This window comes from Escherichia sp. 20412-1 (assembly GCF_003027595.1).
Taxonomy (GTDB): Bacteria; Pseudomonadota; Gammaproteobacteria; order Enterobacterales; family Enterobacteriaceae; genus Escherichia; species Escherichia marmotae.
In genome coordinates this window covers 20170-43200 of sequence record NZ_PYQM01000017.1, presented here as the reverse complement: position 1 = coordinate 43200, position 23031 = coordinate 20170, and the positions used below count along the sequence as shown (strand labels likewise).

Sequence of the window (23031 nt, the reverse complement as noted above, 5' to 3'; positions counted from 1 at the left end):
GATGGCAGGACTGAAATTACAGGCAGTAACCAAAAGCTGGGATGGCAAAACCCAGGTCATTAAACCGCTGACGCTTGATGTGGCAGACGGTGAATTTATTGTGATGGTTGGGCCGTCTGGCTGCGGAAAATCCACGCTACTGCGCATGGTTGCCGGGCTGGAGCAGGTGACTGAGGGCGATATCTGGATCAACGAGCAGCGCGTAACCGAAATGGAGCCGAAAGATCGCGGGATTGCGATGGTGTTCCAGAACTACGCGCTTTATCCGCATATGAGCGTAGAGGAGAATATGGCGTGGGGGCTGAAAATTCGCGGTATGGGCAAGCAGCAAATTGCTGAACGTGTCAAAGAAGCAGCACGCATTCTCGAACTTGACGGTTTGCTTAAGCGCCGTCCACGCGAGCTTTCTGGCGGTCAGCGTCAGCGTGTGGCGATGGGGCGCGCGATTGTGCGCGATCCGGCGGTGTTCTTGTTTGATGAGCCGCTCTCTAACCTCGATGCCAAGCTGCGCGTACAGATGCGTCTTGAGTTGCAGCAGTTACACCGTCGTCTGAAAACGACATCACTCTACGTCACCCACGATCAGGTTGAAGCGATGACCCTCGCCCAGCGAGTGATGGTAATGAACGGCGGCGTTGCCGAACAGATTGGCACGCCGGTTGAAGTGTACGAAAAACCCGCCAGCCTGTTTGTGGCGAGTTTTATCGGCAGTCCGGCGATGAACCTGCTGACAGGTCGCGTGAATAACGAAGGTACGCACTTCGAGCTGGACGGCGGCATCGTACTACCGTTGAACGGTTATTATCGGCAGTATGCCGGGCGTAAAATGACCCTCGGTATCCGCCCGGAACATATTGCGTTAAGCTCGCAGGCAGAAGGCGGCGTGCCGCTGGTGATGGACACGCTGGAGATCCTCGGCGCTGATAATCTGGCGCACGGACGCTGGGGCGATCAGAAGCTGGTGGTACGACTGGCGCATCAGGAACGCCCGACGGCAGGCAGCATGTTGTGGCTGCATTTGCCGGAAAATCAGCTACATCTTTTTGATGGTGAAACAGGACAACGAGTATGAGTAACTGGCCTTATCCCCGCATTGTCGCCCACCGTGGCGGCGGTAAACTTGCCCCGGAAAACACCCTGGCGGCAATCGACGTGGGGGCAAAATACGGTCATAAGATGATCGAATTTGATGCGAAGTTATCGAAAGATGGTGAGATCTTCTTGCTCCATGATGACAACCTCGAACGTACCAGCAACGGCTGGGGCGTCGCGGGCGAACTGAACTGGCAGGATTTACTGCGCGTGGATGCAGGCAGTTGGTACAGCAAAGCGTTTAAAGGTGAGCCGCTGCCGTTGCTTTCGCAGGTGGCGGAACGCTGTCGCGAACACGGGATGATGGCGAATATCGAAATCAAACCCACCACCGGCACCGGGTCGTCGACGGGCAAAATGGTGGCACTGGCGGCACGCGAACTTTGGGCGGAGATGACCCCACCGCTGCTGTCATCGTTTGAGATTGATGCTTTAGAAGCCGCACAATTGGCAGCACCGGAACTGCCGCGCGGTTTGTTGCTTGATGAGTGGCGCGACGACTGGCGCGAACTGACTACGCGGCTGGGCTGCGTCTCTATTCATCTCAATCATAAGTTGCTCGATAAAGCGCGAGTGATGCAGTTGAAAGACGCTGGGTTGCGGATTCTGGTTTATACCGTCAACAGACCCCAGCGAGCGGCAGAGTTGCTGCGCTGGGGCGTGGATTGCATCTGTACTGATGTGATTGACGTGATCGGGCCAAATTTTACGGCCCAATAGTTTTCAACGGAAGGTCAGGCTGCGATGTGCTGGGTGGATTCAGCATGTCGCCGTTTCTCCTCTCTTGCAGCATATGCTGCTGATTCAACGAACTATCCGGATTACGGTTGCCGTTTAACATCCCGCCGTTGTTGTTGGGCTGCATTTGCTGCCGGGCGGGATTTAGCTCCCCCGGCTGTGACTGCAATACCCGCTGCGAGTTGCTGTTAATCTGATTTTCTAAATGCTGCTGTTGTAGTTGCGTCAGAGTTTTCAGTTGCTGATTCAGCATCCCTTTTTGTTGGATTTGCTGAGTCTGCATCTGGGTTTGCATCCGTTGCTGGCTGGGGATTTGATATCCCGGCTGGTTAGGATTATTCAGAGTATTAATGGGCTGTGCAAAGCCGACAAACGGCAGGAGTGCCGTCAAAAGCAGAAGTCGTTTCATCGCGTATCCTCCTCTGAAGATATCCTTTAAGTTTACTCGCTTCCCGGCAAAACGATGATTATTTCAGAGTTATACACCAGGCTTAAGTGGGGAAGGCCCCTCATACAACTGGAGAATAACGATGATAAAACCGACGTTTTTACGCCGGGCGGCGATTGCTACTTTACTTTCAGGATGTTGTTTTAGTGCGGCAGCCGCGCCACCTGCGCCGCCGCCCGTCTCGTATGGCGTGGAGGAGGATGTCTTCCATCCGGTGCGCGCGAAGCAGGGAATGGTGGCTTCTGTCGATGCCACTGCCACTCAGGTGGGGGTAGATATCCTCAAGGAGGGCGGGAATGCCGTGGATGCTGCCGTGGCGGTGGGATATGCGCTGGCGGTAACGCATCCGCAGGCGGGGAATCTGGGGGGCGGCGGTTTTATGCTGATCCGCACTAAAAATGGCAACACCACCGCTATCGACTTCCGCGAAATGGCACCTGCCAAAGCGACCCGCGATATGTTCCTCGATGACCAGGGCAACCCGGACAGTAAAAAATCACTCACTTCGCATCTGGCCTCCGGCACGCCTGGCACGGTAGCAGGTTTCTCGCTGGCGCTGGATAAATACGGCACCATGCCGCTGAACAAAGTGGTTCAGCCCGCGTTTAAACTGGCGCGTGATGGTTTTATCGTTAACGATGCGTTGGCTGACGATCTCAAAACCTATGGTAGCGAAGTGCTGCCGAATCACGAAAACAGCAAGGCTATCTTCTGGAAAGAGGGGGAGCCGCTGAAAAAGGGCGACAAGTTGGTGCAGGCGAACCTGGCAAAGAGCCTGGAGATGATTGCCGAAAATGGCCCGGACGCGTTTTACAAAGGCACAATAGCTGAGCAGATTGCCCAGGAGATGCAGAAAAACGGTGGTTTGATTACCAAAGAGGATTTGGCTGCGTATAAAGCGGTCGAACGCACACCGATTAGTGGCGATTATCGCGGGTATCAGGTTTACTCCATGCCACCGCCATCTTCTGGTGGGATTCATATCGTGCAGATCCTCAATATTCTGGAAAACTTCGATATGAAGAAATATGGCTTTGGTAGCGCTGATGCGATGCAAATCATGGCCGAAGCCGAGAAACATGCCTATGCCGATCGCTCGGAATACCTTGGCGATCCGGATTTTGTCAAAGTACCGTGGCAGGCGCTGACGAATAAGGCCTATGCCAAATCTATTGCCGATCAAATTGATATCAATAAAGCGAAGCCGTCCAGCGAAATTCGCCCCGGCAAGCTTGCACCTTATGAGAGTAATCAAACCACCCATTATTCAGTGGTGGATAAAGACGGTAACGCGGTGGCGGTGACCTATACGCTGAACACCACCTTCGGTACGGGCATTGTCGCGGGCGAGAGCGGTATTTTGCTTAATAACCAAATGGATGATTTCTCGGCCAAACCGGGCGTACCGAACGTGTACGGGCTGGTAGGCGGTGATGCCAATGCTGTAGGGCCGAACAAGCGCCCGCTGTCATCGATGTCACCAACCATTGTGGTGAAAGATGGCAAAACCTGGCTGGTCACTGGCAGCCCTGGCGGTAGCCGAATTATCACCACCGTGCTGCAAATGGTAGTGAACAGTATCGATTATGGAATGAACGTCGCTGAAGCGACTAATGCGCCGCGTTTCCACCATCAGTGGTTGCCGGACGAGTTGCGAGTGGAGAAAGGATTTAGCCCGGATACGCTCAAGCTACTGGAAGCAAAAGGCCAGAAAGTGGCGCTGAAAGAAGCGATGGGCAGCACGCAAAGCATTATGGTTGCTCCGGACGGTGAGTTGTACGGCGCATCTGATCCACGTTCGGTAGATGATTTAACGGCGGGGTATTAATATGTTAAGCCCTCTCCCGGTAGGTGAGGGCTTAAATGACAAACTTAGATTGCAAATTTTCTATTTCACCCGCGCCATATAATACACATCAATATATTCACCGTTTCGCAATGCGTACTTCTTGCCAGTTCCTTCAATCTCAAAGCCGTATTTTTTATAGACCTTAATTGCCGGGGCGTTGTCGACAAACACCGTTAGCTCAATGCGATCTACCCGCAACCAGTTGTCGCACATTTCAATCATCTCTTGCATCAGGGCACTGGCGACGCCGCGATTCTTCCAGCGGGAGTCGACGCAGATACCAAAATCGGCAACATGACTGCGACGCGGGCGTTGCTGTACGTCAATGGTAAGATGACCTACGACGTCTCCATCAATACAGGCGACGAGTTGCTTGATGCCGGGATGCCCGACGAGTCGCTCCTGCCACATATGAGCGGAAGGATGAGGCACCTGTAGCGTGTTGTAATACACCTCCGGCTGGGCGTGAATCTGCCGAATAGCCTCGTAATCGCGCGTTTCAGCGTGGCGTATCACTATCTCATTCATTCCTCTGTCCTCTTTGGTGTAAATGTCCCTTTCAACATCATTGACTTTCAAAAGCGAGTCAAATGCATTTTTTTGCAAAAAGTGTTGGACAAGTGCGAATGAGAATGATTATTATTGTCTCGCGATCAGGAAGACCCTCGCGGAGAACCTGAAAGCACGACATTGCTCACATTGCTTCCAGTATTACTTAGCCAGCCGGGTGCTGGCTTTTTTTTGCTTTCGTTTCAGCCAGGCTGACTTGCTATTTTGCCCACGGGAAGTGCTCGTGTTGAGACAAATGCAAAATTGCCTGATGCGCTACGCTTATCAGGCCTACAAACCGATGCCATTTTGTGTAGGCCGGATAAGGCGTTCACGCCGCATCCGGCATGATCAAAGTGCACTTTGCCAACAATCTGACGTACTGAAACACAGGCATAGGAACCACGTCCGCTTTGCGCTAAGGTGTCACTAACCACCTTAAAAAGGACGAAACTATGGTCATTAACTGCGCCTTCATTGGCTTCGGTAAAAGCACCACCCGTTACCATCTGCCGTATGTACTTAACCGCAAGGATAGCTGGCATGTCGCGCATATTTTTCGCCGCCATGCCAGGCCGGAAGAACAGGCTCCCATCTATTCCCATATTCATTTCACCAGCGATCTCGACGAAGTATTAAATGATCCCGACGTTAAGCTGGTTGTCGTCTGCACCCATGCTGACAGCCACTTCGAGTATGCGAAGCGCGCGCTGGAGGCCGGAAAAAATGTGCTGGTCGAAAAACCGTTCACCCCTACGCTTGCGCAAGCGAAAGAGCTGTTTGCGCTGGCAAAAAGTAAAGGGCTGACCGTCACGTCGTATCAGAATCGTCGCTTTGACTCCTGCTTCCTGACGGCGAAAAAAGCGATTGAAAGCGGCAAGCTGGGAGAGATTGTCGAAGTGGAAAGCCATTTTGACTACTACCGCCCGGTGGCAGAAACTAAACCCGGACTACCGCAAGATGGCGCGTTCTATGGTCTTGGCGTGCATACCCTCGACCAGATTATTTCACTGTTTGGTCGCCCGGATCATGTGGCTTACGATATTCGCAGCCTGCGTAATAAAGCCAATCCGGACGACACTTTCGAAGCGCAGTTGTTTTATGGTGATTTGAAAGCCATCGTCAAAACCAGCCATTTGGTGAAAATCGATTATCCGAAATTTATCGTTCACGGTAAGAAAGGTACATTTATTAAATACGGTATTGACCAGCAGGAAACCAGCCTGAAGGCTAATATTATGCCGGGCGAAGCGGGATTCGCGGCGGATGATTCGGTCGGTGTGCTGGAGTATGTCAATGACGAGGGCGTTACGGTAAGAGAGGAAATGAAGCCGGAAGTGGGAGATTACGGACGCGTCTACGATGCGCTGTATCAAACCATTACTACCGGTGCGCCAAATTACGTCAAGGAATCTGAAGTTCTTACTAATCTGGAAATCCTTGAGCGCGGTTTTGAGCAAGCTTCACCCTCCACGGTAACTCTCGCGAAGTAAGTTTTATGCCCCCTCAAATAGTTCAATTTTTTTGAACAGAGGGGTCAATTTTCACCCTCTATCATCCCGGACGGATCGGGTCCACACTAAGCCCATCAAATCATTCAGGGGGCGAATACAAATGATCTACTTACGCAAAGCAAATGAACGTGGCCATGCGAATCATGGCTGGCTGGACTCCTGGCACACTTTCTCTTTTGCCAACTATTACGATCCGAACTTTATGGGCTTCTCCGCGCTGCGTGTGATTAACGACGACGTGATTGAAGCAGGGCAGGGCTTCGGCACTCACCCACATAAAGATATGGAAATTTTGACCTATGTGCTGGAAGGTGCGGTTGAGCATCAGGACAGCATGGGGAACAAAGAACAGGTTCCGGCGGGCGAGTTTCAGATTATGAGTGCGGGTACGGGTATTCGTCACTCAGAGTACAACCCAAGTAGCACCGAGCGTCTGCATCTGTATCAGATCTGGATCATGCCGGAAGAAAACGGCATTACGCCGCGTTATGAACAGCGTCGCTTCGATGCCGTACAGGGCAAACAACTGGTGCTCTCGCCGGATGCGCGTGACGGTTCGTTGAAAGTGCATCAGGATATGGAGCTGTACCGCTGGGCGCTGGTGAAAGATGAACAGTCAATACATCAGATTGCCGCTGAACGCCGCGTCTGGATCCAGGTGGTGAAAGGCAACGTCACCATTAACGGCGTAAAAGCCTCGACCAGCGATGGCCTGGCAATTTGGGATGAGCAGGCGATATCCATCCACGCCGATAGCGACAGTGAAATTCTGCTGTTCGATTTACCGCCAGTCTAAATTTATCTCACAAACCTTCCCGAGGAATCGGGAAGGTTCTGATGCGTCCGTGGTAAACTAAAAGAATCTATCCCTTTTGTACCTTTCAGGACGATGAAAAAGAAAAGACCCGTACTTCAGGATGTGGCTGATCGTGTAGGCGTGACCAAAATGACGGTCAGTCGTTTTTTACGCAACCCGGAGCAAGTCTCCGTCGCCCTGCGCGGCAAGATCGCTGCCGCTCTTGATGAACTGGGTTATATTCCCAATCGCGCACCCGATATCCTCTCAAACGCCACCAGTCGGGCGATTGGCGTCCTGCTACCTTCTCTGACTAACCAGGTTTTTGCCGAAGTGTTACGCGGAATTGAAAGCGTTACCGACGCACACGGTTATCAAACCATGTTGGCTCACTACGGTTATAAACCGGAAATGGAGCAAGAACGCCTCGAATCGATGCTCTCGTGGAATATCGACGGGCTGATCCTCACCGAACGTACCCACACGCCGCGCACATTAAAGATGATTGAAGTGGCAGGTATTCCGGTGGTGGAACTGATGGACAGCCAGTCGCCGTGTCTCGATATCGCCGTCGGATTTAATAACTTTGAAGCGGCACGGCAGATGACCGCCGCTATCATTGCCCGTGGGCATCGTCATGTGGCTTATCTTGGTGCGCGCCTCGATGAACGTACTATCATCAAACAGAAGGGATATGAGCAGGCGATGCTGGATGCCGGCCTGGTGCCGTATAGCGTGATGGTCGAGCAATCCTCTTCTTACTCTTCTGGTATTGAACTGATTCGCCAGGCGCGGCGGGAATATCCGCAGTTAGATGGCGTGTTCTGTACCAACGATGACCTGGCCGTTGGCGCGGCATTTGAATGTCAGCGCCTGGGGCTGAAAATCCCTGATGATATGGCGATCGCCGGTTTCCACGGTCACGATATTGGTCAGGTGATGGAGCCACGGTTGGCGAGCGTGCTGACGCCGCGTGAGCGGATGGGCAGCATTGGCGCTGAGCGCCTGCTGGCGCGTATTCGTGGCGAAGCGGTGACACCGAAAATGTTAGATTTAGGTTTCACCTTGTCACCGGGCGGATCTATTTAAGCTCACAAATTTGAAGTAGCTCACACTTATACACTTAAGGCACGGATGGATATTGCTTCTGTTTTTGTCCGGCCGGACAATGTTACCGATAACAGTTACCCGTAACATTTTTAATTCTTGTACTGTGGGGGCACCACTTTGAGCACGACTAACCATGATCACCACATTTACGTTCTGATGGGCGTATCGGGCAGCGGCAAATCTGCGGTCGCCAGTGAAGTGGCGCATCAACTTCATGCCGCGTTTCTTGATGGCGATTTCCTCCATCCGCGTCGCAATATCGAAAAAATGGCGTCCGGTGAACCGTTGAATGATGATGATCGTAAACCGTGGTTACAGGCGCTGAACGACGCCGCGTTTGCCATGCAGCGTACCAATAAAGTGTCGCTGATCGTCTGTTCTGCACTGAAAAAGCACTATCGCGACCTGCTGCGTGAAGGTAATCCAAATCTCTCTTTCATCTACCTGAAAGGCGATTTTGATGTGATTGAAAGCCGCCTGAAAGCGCGCAAAGGCCATTTCTTTAAAACCCAAATGCTGGTGACGCAGTTTGAAACGCTGCAGGAACCGGGTGCGGACGAAACCGATGTACTGGTGGTAGATATCGATCAGCCGCTGGAAGGTGTTGTGGCAAGCACCATTGAGGTTATTAAAAAAGGCAAATAAGTAGTGACTACATTAACGCTTGTTTTAACAGCAGTAGGGTCTGTTTTACTGCTGCTGTTTTTAGTCATGAAGGCGCGTATGCATGCTTTCCTGGCTTTGATGGTGGTGTCTATGGGGGCTGGCCTTTTTTCCGGTATGCCGCTCGATAAAATCGCAGCGACGATGGAAAAAGGGATGGGAGGTACCCTTGGTTTCCTGGCGGTGGTTGTCGCCCTGGGAGCCATGTTTGGCAAGATCTTACATGAAACCGGCGCAGTCGATCAGATTGCCGTCAAAATGCTCAAATCCTTCGGTCACAGCCGCGCGCATTATGCCATTGGCCTTGCGGGTCTGGTCTGTGCGTTACCATTGTTCTTTGAAGTGGCGATTGTTCTGCTGATTAGCGTTGCATTCTCAATGGCGCGCCACACGGGCACAAACCTGGTAAAGCTGGTTATCCCGCTGTTTGCAGGCGTAGCAGCGGCAGCGGCGTTCTTGCTGCCGGGGCCAGCGCCAATGCTGCTGGCATCGCAGATGAATGCCGACTTTGGCTGGATGATCCTGATTGGCCTGTGTGCGGCAATTCCGGGGATGATTATTGCCGGCCCGCTGTGGGGTAATTTCATCAGCCGTTACGTTGAGCTGCATATTCCTGACGACATCAGTGAACCGCATCTTGGCGAAGGCAAAATGCCGTCCTTCGGATTCAGTTTGTCGCTGATCCTGCTGCCGTTAGTACTGGTTGGGCTGAAAACCATTGCTGCACGTTTTGTGCCAGAAGGGTCAACGGCTTATGAATGGTTTGAGTTTGTTGGCCATCCATTTACCGCGATTCTGGTTGCTTGTCTGGTGGCGATTTATGGTCTGGCGATGCGTCAGGGTATGCCGAAAGACAAAGTGATGGAGATTTGCGGTCACGCGCTGCAACCTGCGGGGATTATTCTGCTGGTGATTGGTGCGGGCGGTGTGTTCAAACAGGTGCTGGTTGACTCTGGCGTAGGTCCGGCGCTGGGCGAAGCGTTAACCGGGATGGGCCTGCCGATGCCGGTTATTGAACAACTGAATTACTCCGGTGCGCAAATGGCGGCGCTGTCGATTTGTATCGCTGGTGGTTCGATTGTAGTCAGCCATGTTAACGACGCCGGTTTCTGGTTGTTCGGTAAATTTACCGGCGCGACCGAAGCCGAAACGCTGAAAACCTGGACCATGATGGAAACCATTCTTGGTACTGTCGGTGCCATCGTCGGAATGATTGCGTTTCAGTTGTTGAGTTAATTACCGCGACAAATTACTGCGAGCTTGCTCGCAGTAATTCATTTCTCTTTTCCCCTCTCTTCATCTTTTTGATCTCTCTCGCAAAAACACTGGCTCATTATCCATTCTAATCACTGCGTTAACGGACGCAGGAGAAGATGATGGAGAAACACGGAGCTGAACTGCTGTTACAACGGATGTTAAGTAACGCCACCGCTACCTTCAGGGAAGGGCAATGGGAAGCTATAGATGCTGTGGTTAATCAGCGGCGAAAAATGCTGGTTGTGCGCAGCACCTGTTTGAACATTACCCCTTCATCCACATCCGAATACCGTCGAGGAACATCTGGGTTGCCATCATTACCAGAATCAACCCCATCAGGCGTTCCAGTGCGTTTACCCCTTTCTCGCCCAGCAGGCGCAAAAAGAGCGATGACTGTAGCAGGATGACAAATGTGCCGCCCCAGGCCAGCAACAGGGCAATCACCAGATGGCCCATCTGATTCGGGTACTGGTGTGACAGCAGCATCAGCGTGGCGAGGATAGTCGGCCCCGCCACCAGTGGAATTGCCAGCGGCACGATAAACGGCTCTTCACCTGCCGGAAGTCCACTACTGTTACCCGAGGCGCTGGGGAAAATCATCTTAATGGCAATCAGAAAAAGAATGATGCCGCCAGAAATAGAGACGGTTTCTGCCCGCAGGTTAAGAAATGCCAGAATTTTCTCGCCCGCAAACAGGAACACTAACATCAGCAATAGCGCGATGAGCAATTCTCGCACCATGATTGCCCGGCGTCTTTTCGGTTCAGTATGTTTTAGTACGGACATAAAAATAGGTAGGTTTCCGAGCGGATCCATAATCAGGATCAATAAAACTGCTGCAGAAATGATTTCATTCATAACTCAAGTTCCCTGATAATTGCGGTGGACTTTCTGCGTGCTGTTAAAGCAGGATAAGTCGCATTACTGATGGCTTCGCTATCATTGATTAATTTCACTTGCGACTTTGGCTGCTTTTTGTATGGTGAAAGATGTGCCATGAGGACACAGGCACATTTATACAGCACACATCTTTGCAGGAAAAAAACGCTTATGAAAAATGTTGGTTTTATCGGCTGGCGCGGTATGGTCGGCTCCGTTCTCATGCAACGCATGGTTGAAGAGCGCGATTTCGACGCCATTCGCCCTGTCTTCTTTTCGACTTCCCAGTCTGGCCAGGCTGCGCCGTCCTTTGGCGGCACCTCCGGCACACTTCAGGATGCTTTTGATCTGGAAGCGCTGAAGGCTCTCGATATCATCGTGACCTGTCAGGGCGGCGATTATACCAACGAAATCTATCCAAAGCTTCGTGAAAGCGGATGGCAAGGTTACTGGATTGACGCAGCATCGTCTCTGCGCATGAAAGATGACGCCATCATCATCCTTGACCCTGTTAATCAGGGCGTCATTACCGACGGATTAAATAAAGGCATCAGGACTTTTGTTGGCGGTAACTGTACTGTCAGCCTGATGTTGATGTCGTTGGGCGGTTTATTCGCTAATAATCTTGTTGATTGGGTTTCCGTTGCGACCTACCAGGCGGCTTCCGGCGGTGGTGCGCGACATATGCGTGAGTTATTAACCCAGATGGGTCAGTTGTATGGCCATGTGGCGGATGAACTTGCGACCCCCTCCTCTGCTATTCTCGAGATCGAACGCAAAGTTACGACGCTAACCCGCAGCGGCGAACTGCCAGTTGATAACTTTGGCGTGCCGCTGGCTGGTAGCCTGATTCCGTGGATCGACAAACAGCTCGATAATGGTCAGAGCCGCGAAGAGTGGAAAGGGCAGGCGGAAACTAACAAGATCCTCAACACATCTTCCGTGATCCCGGTAGATGGCTTATGTGTGCGTGTCGGGGCACTACGCTGCCACAGCCAGGCATTCACCATTAAATTGAAAAAGGATGTATCCATTCCGACCGTGGAAGAACTGCTGGCTGCGCACAATCCGTGGGCGAAAGTAGTACCAAACGATCGTGAAATCACGATGCGTGAGCTAACCCCAGCAGCCGTTACCGGCACGCTGACCACGCCTGTAGGCCGCCTGCGTAAACTGAATATGGGACCAGAATTCCTGTCAGCCTTTACCGTGGGTGATCAGTTGCTGTGGGGGGCCGCGGAGCCGCTGCGTCGGATGCTTCGTCAACTGGCGTAATCTTTATTCATTAAATTTGGGGCGCGATGCCGCCCCTTTTAGTGCGTAATACAGGAGTAAGCGCAGATGTTTCATGATTTACCGGGAGTTAGATAAAGCATTGGCTATTCTTTAAGGGTGGCAGAATACCTGGGTATTCACTGCCTTACCTGAAGGGAGGACGACGCAGAGAGGATGCACAGAGTGCTGCGTCGTTCAGGTCAAAAAAATGTCACAACCAGATGTCAAAAATCAGTTGGATGGGGTGACACAATAAAACAGGAAGACAAGCATGTCCGTTCGTATCGATAGAGACGTGATAAACGCGCTAATTGCAGGCCATTTTGCAGACCCATTTTCCGTACTGGGAATGCATAAAACTACAGCGGGACTGGAAGTCCGTGCCCTTTTACCTGATGCCACCGATGTGTGGGTGATTGAACCAAAAACCGGACGCAAAGTCGCTAAACTGGAGTGTCTTGACTCTCGTGGATTCTTTAGCGGCGTCATACCGCGGCGTAAGAATTTTTTCCGTTATCAGTTGGCTGTTGTCTGGCATGGTCAGCAGAACCTGATTGATGATCCTTACCGTTTTGGTCCTTTAATCCAGGAAATGGATGCCTGGCTGTTATCTGAAGGTACTCACCTGCGCCCATATGAAACCTTAGGCGCGCACGCTGATACTATGGATGGCGTTACCGGCACGCGTTTTTCTGTCTGGGCACCAAATGCCCGACGAGTCTCGGTCGTTGGGCAATTCAACTACTGGGATGGCCGCCGTCACCCAATGCGTCTGCGTAAAGAAAGCGGTATCTGGGAACTGTTTATCCCTGGCGCGCATAACGGTCAGCTCTATAAATACGAGATGATTGATGCTAACGGTAATCTCCGTCTGAAGTCTGATCCCTATGCTTTCGAAGCGCAGATGCGCCCGGAAACCGCTTCCCTTATTTGCGGACTGCCTGAAAAAGTCGTACAGACTGAAGAGCGCAAAAAAGCGAATCAGTTTGATGCGCCAATCTCTATCTATGAAGTTCACCTGGGCTCCTGGCGTCGTCACGCCGACAACAACTTCTGGCTAAGCTATCGCGAACTGGCTGATCAACTGGTGCCTTACGCCAAGTGGATGGGCTTTACCCACCTCGAACTGTTGCCGATTAATGAACATCCGTTCGATGGCAGTTGGGGCTATCAGCCGACGGGTCTGTATGCGCCAACTCGTCGTTTTGGTACTCGTGATGACTTCCGTTATTTCATTGATGCCGCACACGCAGCCGGTTTGAACGTTATTCTCGACTGGGTGCCGGGGCACTTCCCGACTGATGACTTTGCGCTTGCCGAATTTGACGGTACGAACCTGTATGAGCACAGCGATCCGCGTGAAGGCTACCACCAGGACTGGAATACCCTGATCTACAACTATGGACGTCGTGAAGTCAGCAATTTCCTCGTCGGTAACGCGCTGTACTGGGTTGAACGTTTTGGTATTGATGCGCTGCGTGTCGATGCAGTAGCGTCGATGATTTATCGTGATTACAGCCGTAAAGAGGGTGAGTGGATCCCCAACGAGTTTGGTGGACGCGAGAATCTGGAAGCGATTGAGTTCCTGCGCAATACCAACCGTATTATCGGTGAGCAAGTTCCTGGCGCGGTAACGATGGCGGAGGAGTCTACCGACTTCCCGAACGTTTCTCGTCCTCAGGATATTGGCGGCCTGGGCTTCTGGTACAAATGGAACCTGGGCTGGATGCACGACACCCTGGATTACATGAAGCTCGACCCGATTTATCGTCAATACCATCACGATAAACTCACCTTCGGGATGCTCTACAACTACACTGAAAACTTCGTCCTGCCGTTGTCGCACGACGAAGTGGTGCACGGCAAAAAATCGATTCTCGACAGAATGCCGGGTGATGCATGGCAGAAGTTTGCCAATTTGCGCGCCTACTATGCCTGGATGTGGGCGTTTCCGGGCAAAAAACTGCTGTTCATGGGTAATGAATTTGCCCAAGGGCGAGAGTGGAACCACGATGCCAGCCTCGACTGGCATCTGCTGGAAGGCGGTGACAACTGGCATCACGGTGTCCAGCGTCTGGTACGCGATCTGAACCACACTTATCGTCATCATAAAGCACTGCATGAGCTGGATTTCGACGCGTATGGCTTTGAATGGCTGGTGGTGGATGACCATGAACGCTCGGTGCTGATTTTTGTTCGCCGCGATAAAGAGGGGAATGAAATTATCGTTGCCAGTAACTTTACGCCGGTGCCGCGCTATGACTATCGCTTTGGCATTAATCAGCCGGGTAAATGGCGTGAAATCCTCAACACTGATTCCATGCACTACCACGGTAGTAATGCCGGCAATGGCGGCGCGGTACACAGCGATGAGATTGCCAGCCACGGTCGTCAGCATTCATTAAGCCTTACACTACCGCCGCTGGCCACTATCTGGCTGGTTCGGGAGGGAGAATGACACAACTTGCCATTGGCAAACCCGCTCCCCTTGGCGCGCATTACGACGGCCAGGGCGTCAACTTCACGCTCTTCTCCGCTCATGCCGAGCGGGTAGAGCTGTGTGTGTTTGACGCCCAGGACGTAGAACATCGGTATGACTTGCCAGGACGAAGTGGCGATATCTGGCACGGTTATCTGCCGGATGCGCGCCCGGGTTTGCGTTATGGTTATCGCGTTCATGGCCCATGGCAACCCGCCATGGGGCATCGCTTTAACCCGGCGAAGTTGTTGATTGATCCTTGCGCGCGGCAGATTGTCGGGGAATTTAAAGATAACCCGCTGCTGCACGCTGGCCATAGTGAACCTGACTATCGCGACAATGCTGCCATTGCGCCGAAATGTGTCGTGGTAGTGGACCACTATGATTGGGAAGATGATGCCCCGCCGTGCACGTCGTGGGGCAGCACTATCATTTATGAAGCCCATGTCAAAGGATTAACCTACTTGCACCCGGAGATCCCGGTAGAGATCCGCGGCACTTATAAAGCCCTGGGGCATCCGGTGATGATCAACTATTTAAAACGGTTGGGCATTACCGCACTGGAGCTGCTGCCGGTGGCGCAATTTGCCAGTGAGCCGCGTTTGCAACGCATGGGGCTAAGCAACTACTGGGGTTACAACCCGGTGGCGCTGTTTGCGCTGCATCCGGCGTATGCCTGCTCGCCAGAAACGGCGCTGGATGAGTTTCGTGATGCAGTCAAAGCCCTGCATAAAGCGGGCATTGAGGTCATTCTCGACATCGTGCTCAACCACAGTGCGGAACTGGATCTCGACGGTCCGGTATTCTCACTGCGCGGGATCGATAACCGTAGCTATTATTGGATAAGAGAAGACGGCGATTATCACAACTGGACCGGCTGTGGCAACACACTCAACTTGAGCCATCCGGCAGTGGTGGAATACGCCAGCGCCTGTCTACGCTATTGGGTGGAAACCTGTCACGTTGATGGCTTCCGTTTCGATCTCGCAACAGTCATGGGGCGAACGCCGGAGTTTCGTCAGGATGCGCCGCTGTTTATCGCTATCCAGAATTGCCCGGTGCTTTCGCAAGTGAAGCTGATTGCTGAACCGTGGGATATCGCACCCGGCGGCTATCAGGTGGGGAATTTCCCTCCGCTGTTTGCCGAGTGGAACGATCATTTCCGCGATGCCGCCCGCCGTTTCTGGCTGCATTATGATTTACCTCTGGGAGAGTTTGCCGGACGCTTTGCCGCATCCAGTGATGTTTTTAAACGTAATGGCCGTCTGCCGAGTGCTGCGATTAATCTGGTCACAGCACATGACGGTTTTACGCTTCGCGACTGCGTTTGTTTCAACCATAAGCACAATGAAGCAAATGGAGAAGAAAATCGCGACGGAACCAACAACAATTACAGTAACAATCATGGTAAAGAAGGATTAGGCGGTACTCTTGATCTGGTTGAACGGCGGCGCGACAGCATTCACGCCCTGTTAACAACGTTGTTGCTCTCCCAGGGTACGCCGATGTTACTGGCCGGTGACGAACATGGTCACAGCCAGCATGGCAATAACAATGCTTACTGTCAGGATAACCAACTAACGTGGTTGGACTGGTCGCAAGCAAGCAGTGGTTTAATCGCGTTTACCGCCGCGTTAATCCATCTGCGCAAGCGCATTCCTGCTTTGGTAGAGGATCGCTGGTGGGAAGAAGGCGACGGCAATGTCCGTTGGCTAAATCGATATGCTCAATCTTTAAGCTCGGATGAGTGGCAGAACGGGCCGAAGCAACTGCAAATTTTGCTTTCGGATCGTTTCTTGATCGCAATAAACGCCACGCTTGAGGTAACAGAGATTGTTTTACCTGCAGGGGAGTGGCATGCCATTCCCCCATTCGCTGGAGAGGATAACCCAGTGATTACGGCTGTCTGGCCGGGACCTGCACACGGATTGTGTGTGTTCCAGAGATGATAAAAAAGGAGTTAGTCATGATTAGTTTAGAGAAGAACGATCACTTAATGTTGGCACGCCAGCTGCCATTGAAGTCTGTTGCCTTGATTCTGGCGGGGGGACGCGGTACTCGCCTGAAGGATTTAACCAATAAGAGAGCAAAGCCTGCCGTACACTTCGGCGGCAAGTTCCGCATTATCGACTTTGCTCTGTCCAACTGCATCAACTCCGGTATCCGCCGTATGGGCGTGATCACCCAGTACCAGTCTCACACCCTGGTGCAGCACATTCAGCGCGGCTGGTCGTTCTTCAATGAAGAAATGAACGAGTTTGTCGATCTGCTGCCAGCGCAGCAGAGAATGAAAGGGGAAAACTGGTATCGCGGTACGGCTGATGCAGTTACCCAAAACCTCGACATTATTCGCCGTTATAAAGCGGAGTATGTAGTGATCCTGGCGGGTGACCATATCTACAAGCAGGACTATTCGCGAATGCTTATCGACCACGTCGAAAAAGGTGCGCGTTGTACCGTTGCTTGTATGCCAGTCCCAATTGAAGAAGCCTCTGCATTTGGTGTTATGGCAGTCGATGAAAACGATAAAATTATCGAATTTGTTGAGAAACCGGCTAACCCGCCGTCAATGCCAAACGATCCGAGCAAATCTTTGGCGAGTATGGGGATCTACGTCTTTGACGCCGACTACCTGTATGAACTGCTGGAAGAAGACGATCGCGATGAAAACTCCAGCCACGACTTTGGTAAAGATTTGATTCCAAAAATTACCGAAGAAGGCCTCGCCTATGCGCATCCATTCCCGCTCTCTTGTGTACAGTCCGACCCGGACGCCGAGCCGTACTGGCGCGATGTGGGGACGCTGGAAGCTTATTGGAAAGCGAACCTCGATCTGGCCTCTGTCGTGCCGGAACTGGATATGTACGATCGCAACTGGCCGATTCGTACCTACAATGAATCATTGCCGCCAGCGAAATTCGTTCAGGATCGCTCCGGTAGCCACGGGATGACCCTTAACTCCCTGGTTTCAGGCGGTTGTGTGATCTCTGGTTCGGTGGTGGTGCAGTCCGTTCTGTTCTCACGCGTTCGCGTGAATTCATTCTGCAACATTGATTCCGCCGTATTGCTACCAGAAGTATGGGTAGGTCGCTCGTGCCGTCTGCGTCGCTGTGTCATTGACCGCGCTTGTGTTATTCCGGAAGGCATGGTGATTGGTGAGGATGCAGAAGAGGATGCACGTCGTTTCTATCGTTCAGAAGAAGGCATCGTGCTGGTTACGCGCGAAATGCTACGGAAGTTAGGGTATAAACAGGAGCGATAATGCAGGTTTTACATGTATGTTCAGAGATGTTCCCGCTGCTTAAAACCGGCGGTCTGGCTGATGTTATTGGGGCATTACCCGCAGCACAAATCGCAGACGGCGTTGACGCTCGCGTACTGTTGCCTGCATTTCCCGATATTCGCCGCGGCGTGACCGATGCAAAGGTGGTATCTCGTCGTGATACCTTTGCCGGGCATTTCACGCTGCTGTTCGGGCATTACAACGGGGTTGGCATTTACCTGATTGATGCGCCACATCTCTACGATCGTCCCGGAAGCCCGTATCACGATACCAACTTATTTGCCTACACCGACAACGTATTGCGTTTTGCACTGCTGGGGTGGGTTGGGGCAGAGATGGCAAGCGGGCTTGACCCATTCTGGCGTCCCGATGTGGTGCATGCGCACGACTGGCATGCGGGCCTTGCGCCTGCGTATCTGGCGGCAAGTGGGCGTCCGACGAAGTCGGTGTTTACTGTGCACAATCTGGCCTATCAAGGCATGTTTTATGCACATCACATGAATGACATCCAATTGCCATGGTCATTCTTTAATGTTCACGGACTGGAGTTCAACGGGCAAATCTCTTTCCTGAAAGCCGGATTGTATTACGCTGACCACATTACCGCGGTTAGTCCGACCTACGCTCGTGAGATTACTGAACCTCAGTTTGCCTACGGTATGGAAGGTCTGCTCCAGCAACGTCATCGTGAAGGGCGGCTTTCCGGCATACTGAACGGCGTGGACGAGAAAATATGGAGTCCAGAGACGGACTTACTTTTAGCCTCGCGTTACACCCGCGATTCATTGGAGGATAAAGCGGAGAATAAGCGCCAGTTGCAAATCGCAATGGGGCTTAAGGTTGACGATAAAGTGCCGCTTTTTGCAGTGGTGAGCCGTCTGACCAGCCAGAAAGGTCTTGACCTGGTGCTGGAGGCCTTACCGGGCCTTCTGGAACAGGGTGGACAACTGGCGTTACTCGGCGCGGGCGATCCGGTGTTGCAGGAAGGTTTTCTTGCCGCAGCGGCGGAACATCCCGGGCAGGTTGGTGTACAGATTGGTTATCACGAAGCATTTTCGCATCGCATTATGGGCGGCGCGGACGTCATTCTGGTGCCCAGTCGTTTTGAACCGTGCGGCTTAACGCAACTTTATGGATTGAAGTACGGCACGCTGCCATTGGTGCGGCGTACCGGTGGGCTTGCTGATACGGTTTCTGACTGTTCTCTTGAGAACCTTGCAGATGGCGTCGCCAGTGGGTTTGTCTTTGAAGATAGTAATGCCTGGTCGTTGTTACGGGCTATTCGGCGCGCTTTTGTTCTGTGGTCCCGCCCTTCGCTGTGGCGGTTTGTGCAACGTCAGGCTATGGCAATGGATTTTAGCTGGCAGGTCGCGGCGAAGTCGTACCGTGAGCTTTACTATCGCTTGAAATAGTTTTCAGGAAACGCCTATATGAATGCTCCGTTTACATATTCATCGCCCACGCTTAGCGTAGAAGCTCTTAAGCACTCTATCGCTTATAAGCTGATGTTTACGATTGGAAAGGATCCGGTCGTAGCCAATAAACATGAATGGCTGAACGCAACGTTATTTGCTGTGCGCGATCGTCTCGTGGAGCGCTGGTTACGCTCGAATCGTGCCCAGCTATCGCAAGAAACTCGACAGGTTTACTACCTGTCGATGGAGTTTTTGATTGGCCGAACTCTCTCCAATGCCATGCTGTCGTTAGGTATTTATGACGATGTCCAGGGTGCGCTGGAGTCGATGGGATTAAATCTCGAAGAGTTGATTGATGAGGAAAATGACCCGGGCCTCGGTAACGGCGGCCTGGGGCGTCTGGCGGCCTGCTTCCTGGATTCACTGGCGACTTTAGGGTTGCCGGGACGCGGTTACGGAATCCGTTATGACTACGGTATGTTCAAACAGAACATCGTTAACGGCAGTCAGAAAGAGTCTCCGGACTACTGGCTGGAGTACGGCAATCCGTGGGAATTTAAACGCCACAATACGCGCTACAAAGTGCGTTTTGGCGGTCGTATTCAGCAAGAAGGCAAGAAAACGCGCTGGATTGAAACCGAAGAAATTTTGGCCGTGGCTTACGACCAAATCATCCCAGGTTATGATACTGACGCGACAAACACCTTGCGTCTGTGGAGCGCACAAGCCAGTAGCGAAATTAATCTCGGTAAATTTAACCAGGGCGATTACTTCGCGGCGGTGGAGGACAAAAACCACTCCGAGAACGTTTCCCGCGTGCTTTACCCGGATGATTCCACCTATTCCGGGCGTGAACTGCGTTTGCGTCAGGAGTATTTCCTGGTCTCCTCAACCATTCAGGACATTTTAAGTCGCCATTATCAGTTGCATAAAACCTACGATAATCTGGCGGATAAAATCGCGATTCATCTCAACGACACCCATCCGGTGCTGTCGATTCCTGAGCTGATGCGCCTGCTGATTGATGAGCACAAATTTAGCTGGGACGACGCTTTTGAAGTGTGCTGTGAGGTCTTCTCATACACCAACCACACGCTGATGAGCGAGGCGCTGGAAACCTGGCCGGTCGATATGCTGGGTAAAATTCTGCCGCGTCATTTGCAGATTATCTTTGAGATCAACGACTATTTCCTGAAAACCTTGCAGGAGCAGTATCCGAACGATACCGACTTGTTGGGACGGGCGTCGATCATTGATGAATCTAATGGGCGTCGTGTGCGGATGGCCTGGCTGGCTGTTGTGGTCAGTCACAAAGTTAACGGTGTGTCGGAGTTGCACTCTAATCTGATGGTGCAATCGCTGTTTGCCGACTTTGCGAAAATCTTCCCAGGACGTTTCACCAACGTCACCAACGGTGTGACGCCGCGTCGCTGGCTGGCGGTGGCGAACCCGTCGCTTTCAGCCGTACTGGACGAACACCTGGGGCGTAACTGGCGTACCGACCTGAGCCAATTAAACGAGCTACAACAGCACTGTGATTTCCCGATGGTCAATCATGCTGTTCATCAGGCGAAGCTGGATAACAAAAAGCGTCTGGCGGAGTACATCGCACAACAACTGAATGTGGTGGTGAATCCGAAAGCGCTGTTTGATGTGCAAATCAAACGTATTCACGAATACAAACGTCAATTGATGAATGTGTTACACGTTATCACCCGCTATAACCGTATCAAGGCCGATCCTGATGCGAAATGGGTTCCGCGTGTGAATATTTTTGCCGGTAAGGCAGCATCGGCCTATTACATGGCGAAGCACATTATCCATTTGATCAACGATGTAGCGACGGTGATCAACAACGATCCGCAGATTGGCGACAAGTTGAAAGTGGTGTTTATCCCGAACTACAGCGTCAGCCTGGCGCAGTTGATCATCCCGGCGGCCGATCTTTCCGAACAGATCTCACTGGCAGGGACAGAAGCTTCTGGCACCAGCAACATGAAGTTTGCACTTAACGGTGCGCTGACTATCGGAACGCTGGACGGCGCGAATGTTGAGATGCTGGATCATGTCGGTGCGGACAACATCTTTATCTTTGGTAACACAGCGGAAGAAGTGGAAGAACTGCGTCGTCAGGGCTACAAACCGCGTGAATACTACGAGAAAGATGAAGAACTGCATCAGGTGCTGACGCAAATCGGCAGCGGCGTGTTCAGTCCGGAAGATCCGGGCCGCTACCGCGATCTGGTTGATTCGCTGATCAACTTTGGCGATCACTACCAGGTACTGGCGGATTATCGCAGCTATGTCGATTGCCAGGATAAGGTTGACGAACTTTACGAGCGTCCGGAAGAGTGGACAGCCAAAGCGATGCTGAACATCGCCAATATGGGCTACTTCTCTTCTGATCGAACCATCAAAGAGTACGCCGATCTTATCTGGCATATTGATCCAGTGAGATTGTAATTTCGCAAAGTGATAACTGCCGTGTGTTCCATTTAAAACTATCGTTAATGGGCATACGGCATTTTTATATCAGATAAATAATATGTCATGACGATTTACACACAGCATCTATTAATAATAAATTATTAATAAAAAATTTCATCTGAGTACGCATTATATAATAAACACCATAAATAAATAACCAATAAATCATTCGTTATATTTATATATTTCACCACTCCTCAGCTATTCTGTTTAAAATAAAACCCTTTATTTTCAATCTACTGTATGTTTATATAAAGTCACTCATTGCGAGTATGGGATTTTTTAGTTACATTGCTAAACAGCACATATAATATTTTTAAGTCAATCTATCCCTTAATATAATCCCCCTGGGATTCACCAACGCCAGCTTTGCTCATCTTAATAATGTGACTTGTTAAAGCTGAATGTAATAATAATCGCCAATATTGCTTGGATTTTTTAACAAAAGGAAAGGTATAAATGAAATTCAATCTATCTAATTTATCCGTAGTTTTACTCGCATCAGGTATGCTGATGTCAACTGCGGTAACCGCTGCGCCAGGCGATGCATCACAATTTGGTGGTGCCGATACAGACTGGAGCACCGTTGATTATCCGAAACTTACCGATATGGATGACAACACCGATGCGATGGGCGGAAACATTCGTTTTACTGGTCGCGTGGTTAAAGCGACGTGTAAGATTGCAACAGAATCGAAACAGATTGAAGTGGTACTGCCAGTCGTACCTTCTAACGCTTTCACGGGCATCGATACTGAAGCAACGGGTGCCAGTAACCAGACTAACTTCAACATTAAACTAACCGATTGTAGCAATACGACCAGTCAAAATATTGAATTCCGTTTTACTGGTGCAGCGGACGGTGCCAACCAGACGCTTGCCAATGAAGTGGAAGGGGCTGCTGATGCTGATGGTACTGGCGAAGCGGGAGCAACTGGAGTAGGGATTCGTATTTATTCTAAAAACACGACAACTGATGGCCTGGTTAAACTGAATACACAATCTCCTCAGGGGAGTAGTTCTTCGGCGGCTTACGTGATTCCTGGCGATGCAACCGCCCATGATTTTATCGCTGCATTTACCGCGGGCTATGCTCAGAACGGTAGTACCGTTGCACCAGGTCTGGTGAAATCTACGGCAAGTTTCGTCGTGCTGTACGAATAATTACAACAATATAATTTCAGGTTACAGTTATTT

Annotated in this window: 18 protein-coding genes; 15 read left to right on the top strand and 3 right to left on the bottom strand. The window is 51.4% G+C overall.

Features of this window, described 5'->3' with window-relative positions; all coding sequences use genetic code 11:
• Window position 1 precedes the first annotated feature (1 nt).
• The gene (ugpC, locus tag C7B16_RS13330; RefSeq protein ID WP_000907767.1) at window positions 2-1072 is read left to right on the top strand and encodes a sn-glycerol 3-phosphate ABC transporter ATP binding protein UgpC; all 1071 of its coding nucleotides are present in this window, start codon (window positions 2-4) and stop codon (window positions 1070-1072) included.
• Complete coding sequence (gene ugpQ, locus C7B16_RS13325) at window positions 1069-1812, top strand: glycerophosphodiester phosphodiesterase (protein ID WP_107179804.1); 744 nt, start codon at window positions 1069-1071, stop codon at window positions 1810-1812. The genes ugpC and ugpQ overlap by 4 nt, the downstream gene beginning before the upstream one ends.
• Here ugpQ and C7B16_RS13320 read toward each other — a convergent pair.
• A complete protein-coding gene (locus C7B16_RS13320; RefSeq protein ID WP_107179803.1) occupies window positions 1799-2239 on the bottom strand; it encodes a DUF2756 family protein in 441 nt (146 codons plus the stop codon). The genes ugpQ and C7B16_RS13320 overlap by 14 nt on opposite strands.
• A gap of 121 nt (window positions 2240-2360) precedes the next feature.
• On the opposite strand from C7B16_RS13320, the gene ggt reads away from it, so the two are divergent.
• A complete protein-coding gene (gene ggt, locus C7B16_RS13315; protein WP_000595054.1) occupies window positions 2361-4106 on the top strand; it encodes a gamma-glutamyltransferase in 1746 nt (581 codons plus the stop codon).
• A 60-nt stretch (window positions 4107-4166) separates the two neighbouring features.
• Here the strand turns inward: ggt and yhhY are convergent, their stop codons facing one another.
• Window positions 4167-4655: an N-acetyltransferase gene (yhhY, locus tag C7B16_RS13310; RefSeq protein WP_061090564.1), complete on the bottom strand. Its 489-nt coding sequence runs from the start codon at window positions 4653-4655 to the stop codon at window positions 4167-4169.
• A 476-nt stretch (window positions 4656-5131) separates the two neighbouring features.
• On the opposite strand from yhhY, the gene C7B16_RS13305 reads away from it, so the two are divergent.
• The 5 genes from C7B16_RS13305 to gntU all read left to right on the top strand — a co-directional run bounded on the left by C7B16_RS13305 (window position 5132) and on the right by gntU (window position 9995).
• Window positions 5132-6169 carry an oxidoreductase gene (locus C7B16_RS13305; RefSeq protein ID WP_107179802.1) on the top strand — a complete coding sequence of 346 codons (1038 nt, stop codon included), beginning with the start codon at window positions 5132-5134 and terminating at the stop codon, window positions 6167-6169.
• A 121-nt stretch (window positions 6170-6290) separates the two neighbouring features.
• Window positions 6291-6986 carry a quercetin 2,3-dioxygenase gene (gene yhhW / locus C7B16_RS13300; RefSeq protein WP_016249303.1) on the top strand — a complete coding sequence of 232 codons (696 nt, stop codon included), beginning with the start codon at window positions 6291-6293 and terminating at the stop codon, window positions 6984-6986.
• 93 nt (window positions 6987-7079) lie between these two features.
• Entirely contained in the window at window positions 7080-8075 is a 996-nt protein-coding gene (gene gntR / locus C7B16_RS13295) for a gluconate operon transcriptional repressor GntR (protein ID WP_000730265.1), read from the top strand.
• 138 nt (window positions 8076-8213) lie between these two features.
• Entirely contained in the window at window positions 8214-8741 is a 528-nt protein-coding gene (gene gntK, locus C7B16_RS13290) for a gluconokinase (protein WP_000108330.1), read from the top strand.
• 3 nt (window positions 8742-8744) lie between these two features.
• Window positions 8745-9995 (top strand): gluconate transporter, encoded by a 1251-nt coding sequence (gntU, locus tag C7B16_RS13285; protein WP_107179801.1) that lies wholly within the window; start codon window positions 8745-8747, stop codon window positions 9993-9995.
• A gap of 285 nt (window positions 9996-10280) precedes the next feature.
• Here gntU and yhgN read toward each other — a convergent pair whose 3' ends face one another.
• Complete coding sequence (gene yhgN, locus C7B16_RS13280; RefSeq protein ID WP_001002535.1) at window positions 10281-10874, bottom strand: NAAT family transporter YhgN; 594 nt, start codon at window positions 10872-10874, stop codon at window positions 10281-10283.
• Between the two features lie 192 nt (window positions 10875-11066).
• Between yhgN and asd the strand changes: the two genes are divergently transcribed.
• The 7 genes from asd to C7B16_RS13245 all read left to right on the top strand — a co-directional run bounded on the left by asd (window position 11067) and on the right by C7B16_RS13245 (window position 22998).
• Window positions 11067-12170 (top strand): aspartate-semialdehyde dehydrogenase, encoded by a 1104-nt coding sequence (asd, locus tag C7B16_RS13275; protein WP_001517255.1) that lies wholly within the window; start codon window positions 11067-11069, stop codon window positions 12168-12170.
• 271 nt (window positions 12171-12441) lie between these two features.
• The gene (gene glgB, locus C7B16_RS13270; RefSeq protein WP_000116221.1) at window positions 12442-14628 is read left to right on the top strand and encodes a 1,4-alpha-glucan branching enzyme; all 2187 of its coding nucleotides are present in this window, start codon (window positions 12442-12444) and stop codon (window positions 14626-14628) included.
• The gene (gene glgX, locus C7B16_RS13265) at window positions 14625-16598 is read left to right on the top strand and encodes a glycogen debranching protein GlgX (RefSeq protein ID WP_107179800.1); all 1974 of its coding nucleotides are present in this window, start codon (window positions 14625-14627) and stop codon (window positions 16596-16598) included. The genes glgB and glgX overlap by 4 nt, the downstream gene beginning before the upstream one ends.
• 17 nt (window positions 16599-16615) lie before the next feature.
• Window positions 16616-17911: a glucose-1-phosphate adenylyltransferase gene (glgC, locus tag C7B16_RS13260; RefSeq protein WP_000624233.1), complete on the top strand. Its 1296-nt coding sequence runs from the start codon at window positions 16616-16618 to the stop codon at window positions 17909-17911.
• Entirely contained in the window at window positions 17911-19344 is a 1434-nt protein-coding gene (gene glgA / locus C7B16_RS13255; RefSeq protein WP_107179799.1) for a glycogen synthase GlgA, read from the top strand. Before glgC ends, glgA begins: the two co-directional genes overlap by 1 nt.
• A gap of 18 nt (window positions 19345-19362) precedes the next feature.
• On the top strand, window positions 19363-21810 hold the full coding sequence (glgP, locus tag C7B16_RS13250) for a glycogen phosphorylase (RefSeq protein WP_000993434.1): 2448 nt from the start codon (window positions 19363-19365) through the stop codon (window positions 21808-21810).
• Between the two features lie 483 nt (window positions 21811-22293).
• The gene (locus C7B16_RS13245) at window positions 22294-22998 is read left to right on the top strand and encodes a fimbrial protein (RefSeq protein WP_001517251.1); all 705 of its coding nucleotides are present in this window, start codon (window positions 22294-22296) and stop codon (window positions 22996-22998) included.
• Window positions 22999-23031 lie beyond the last annotated feature (33 nt).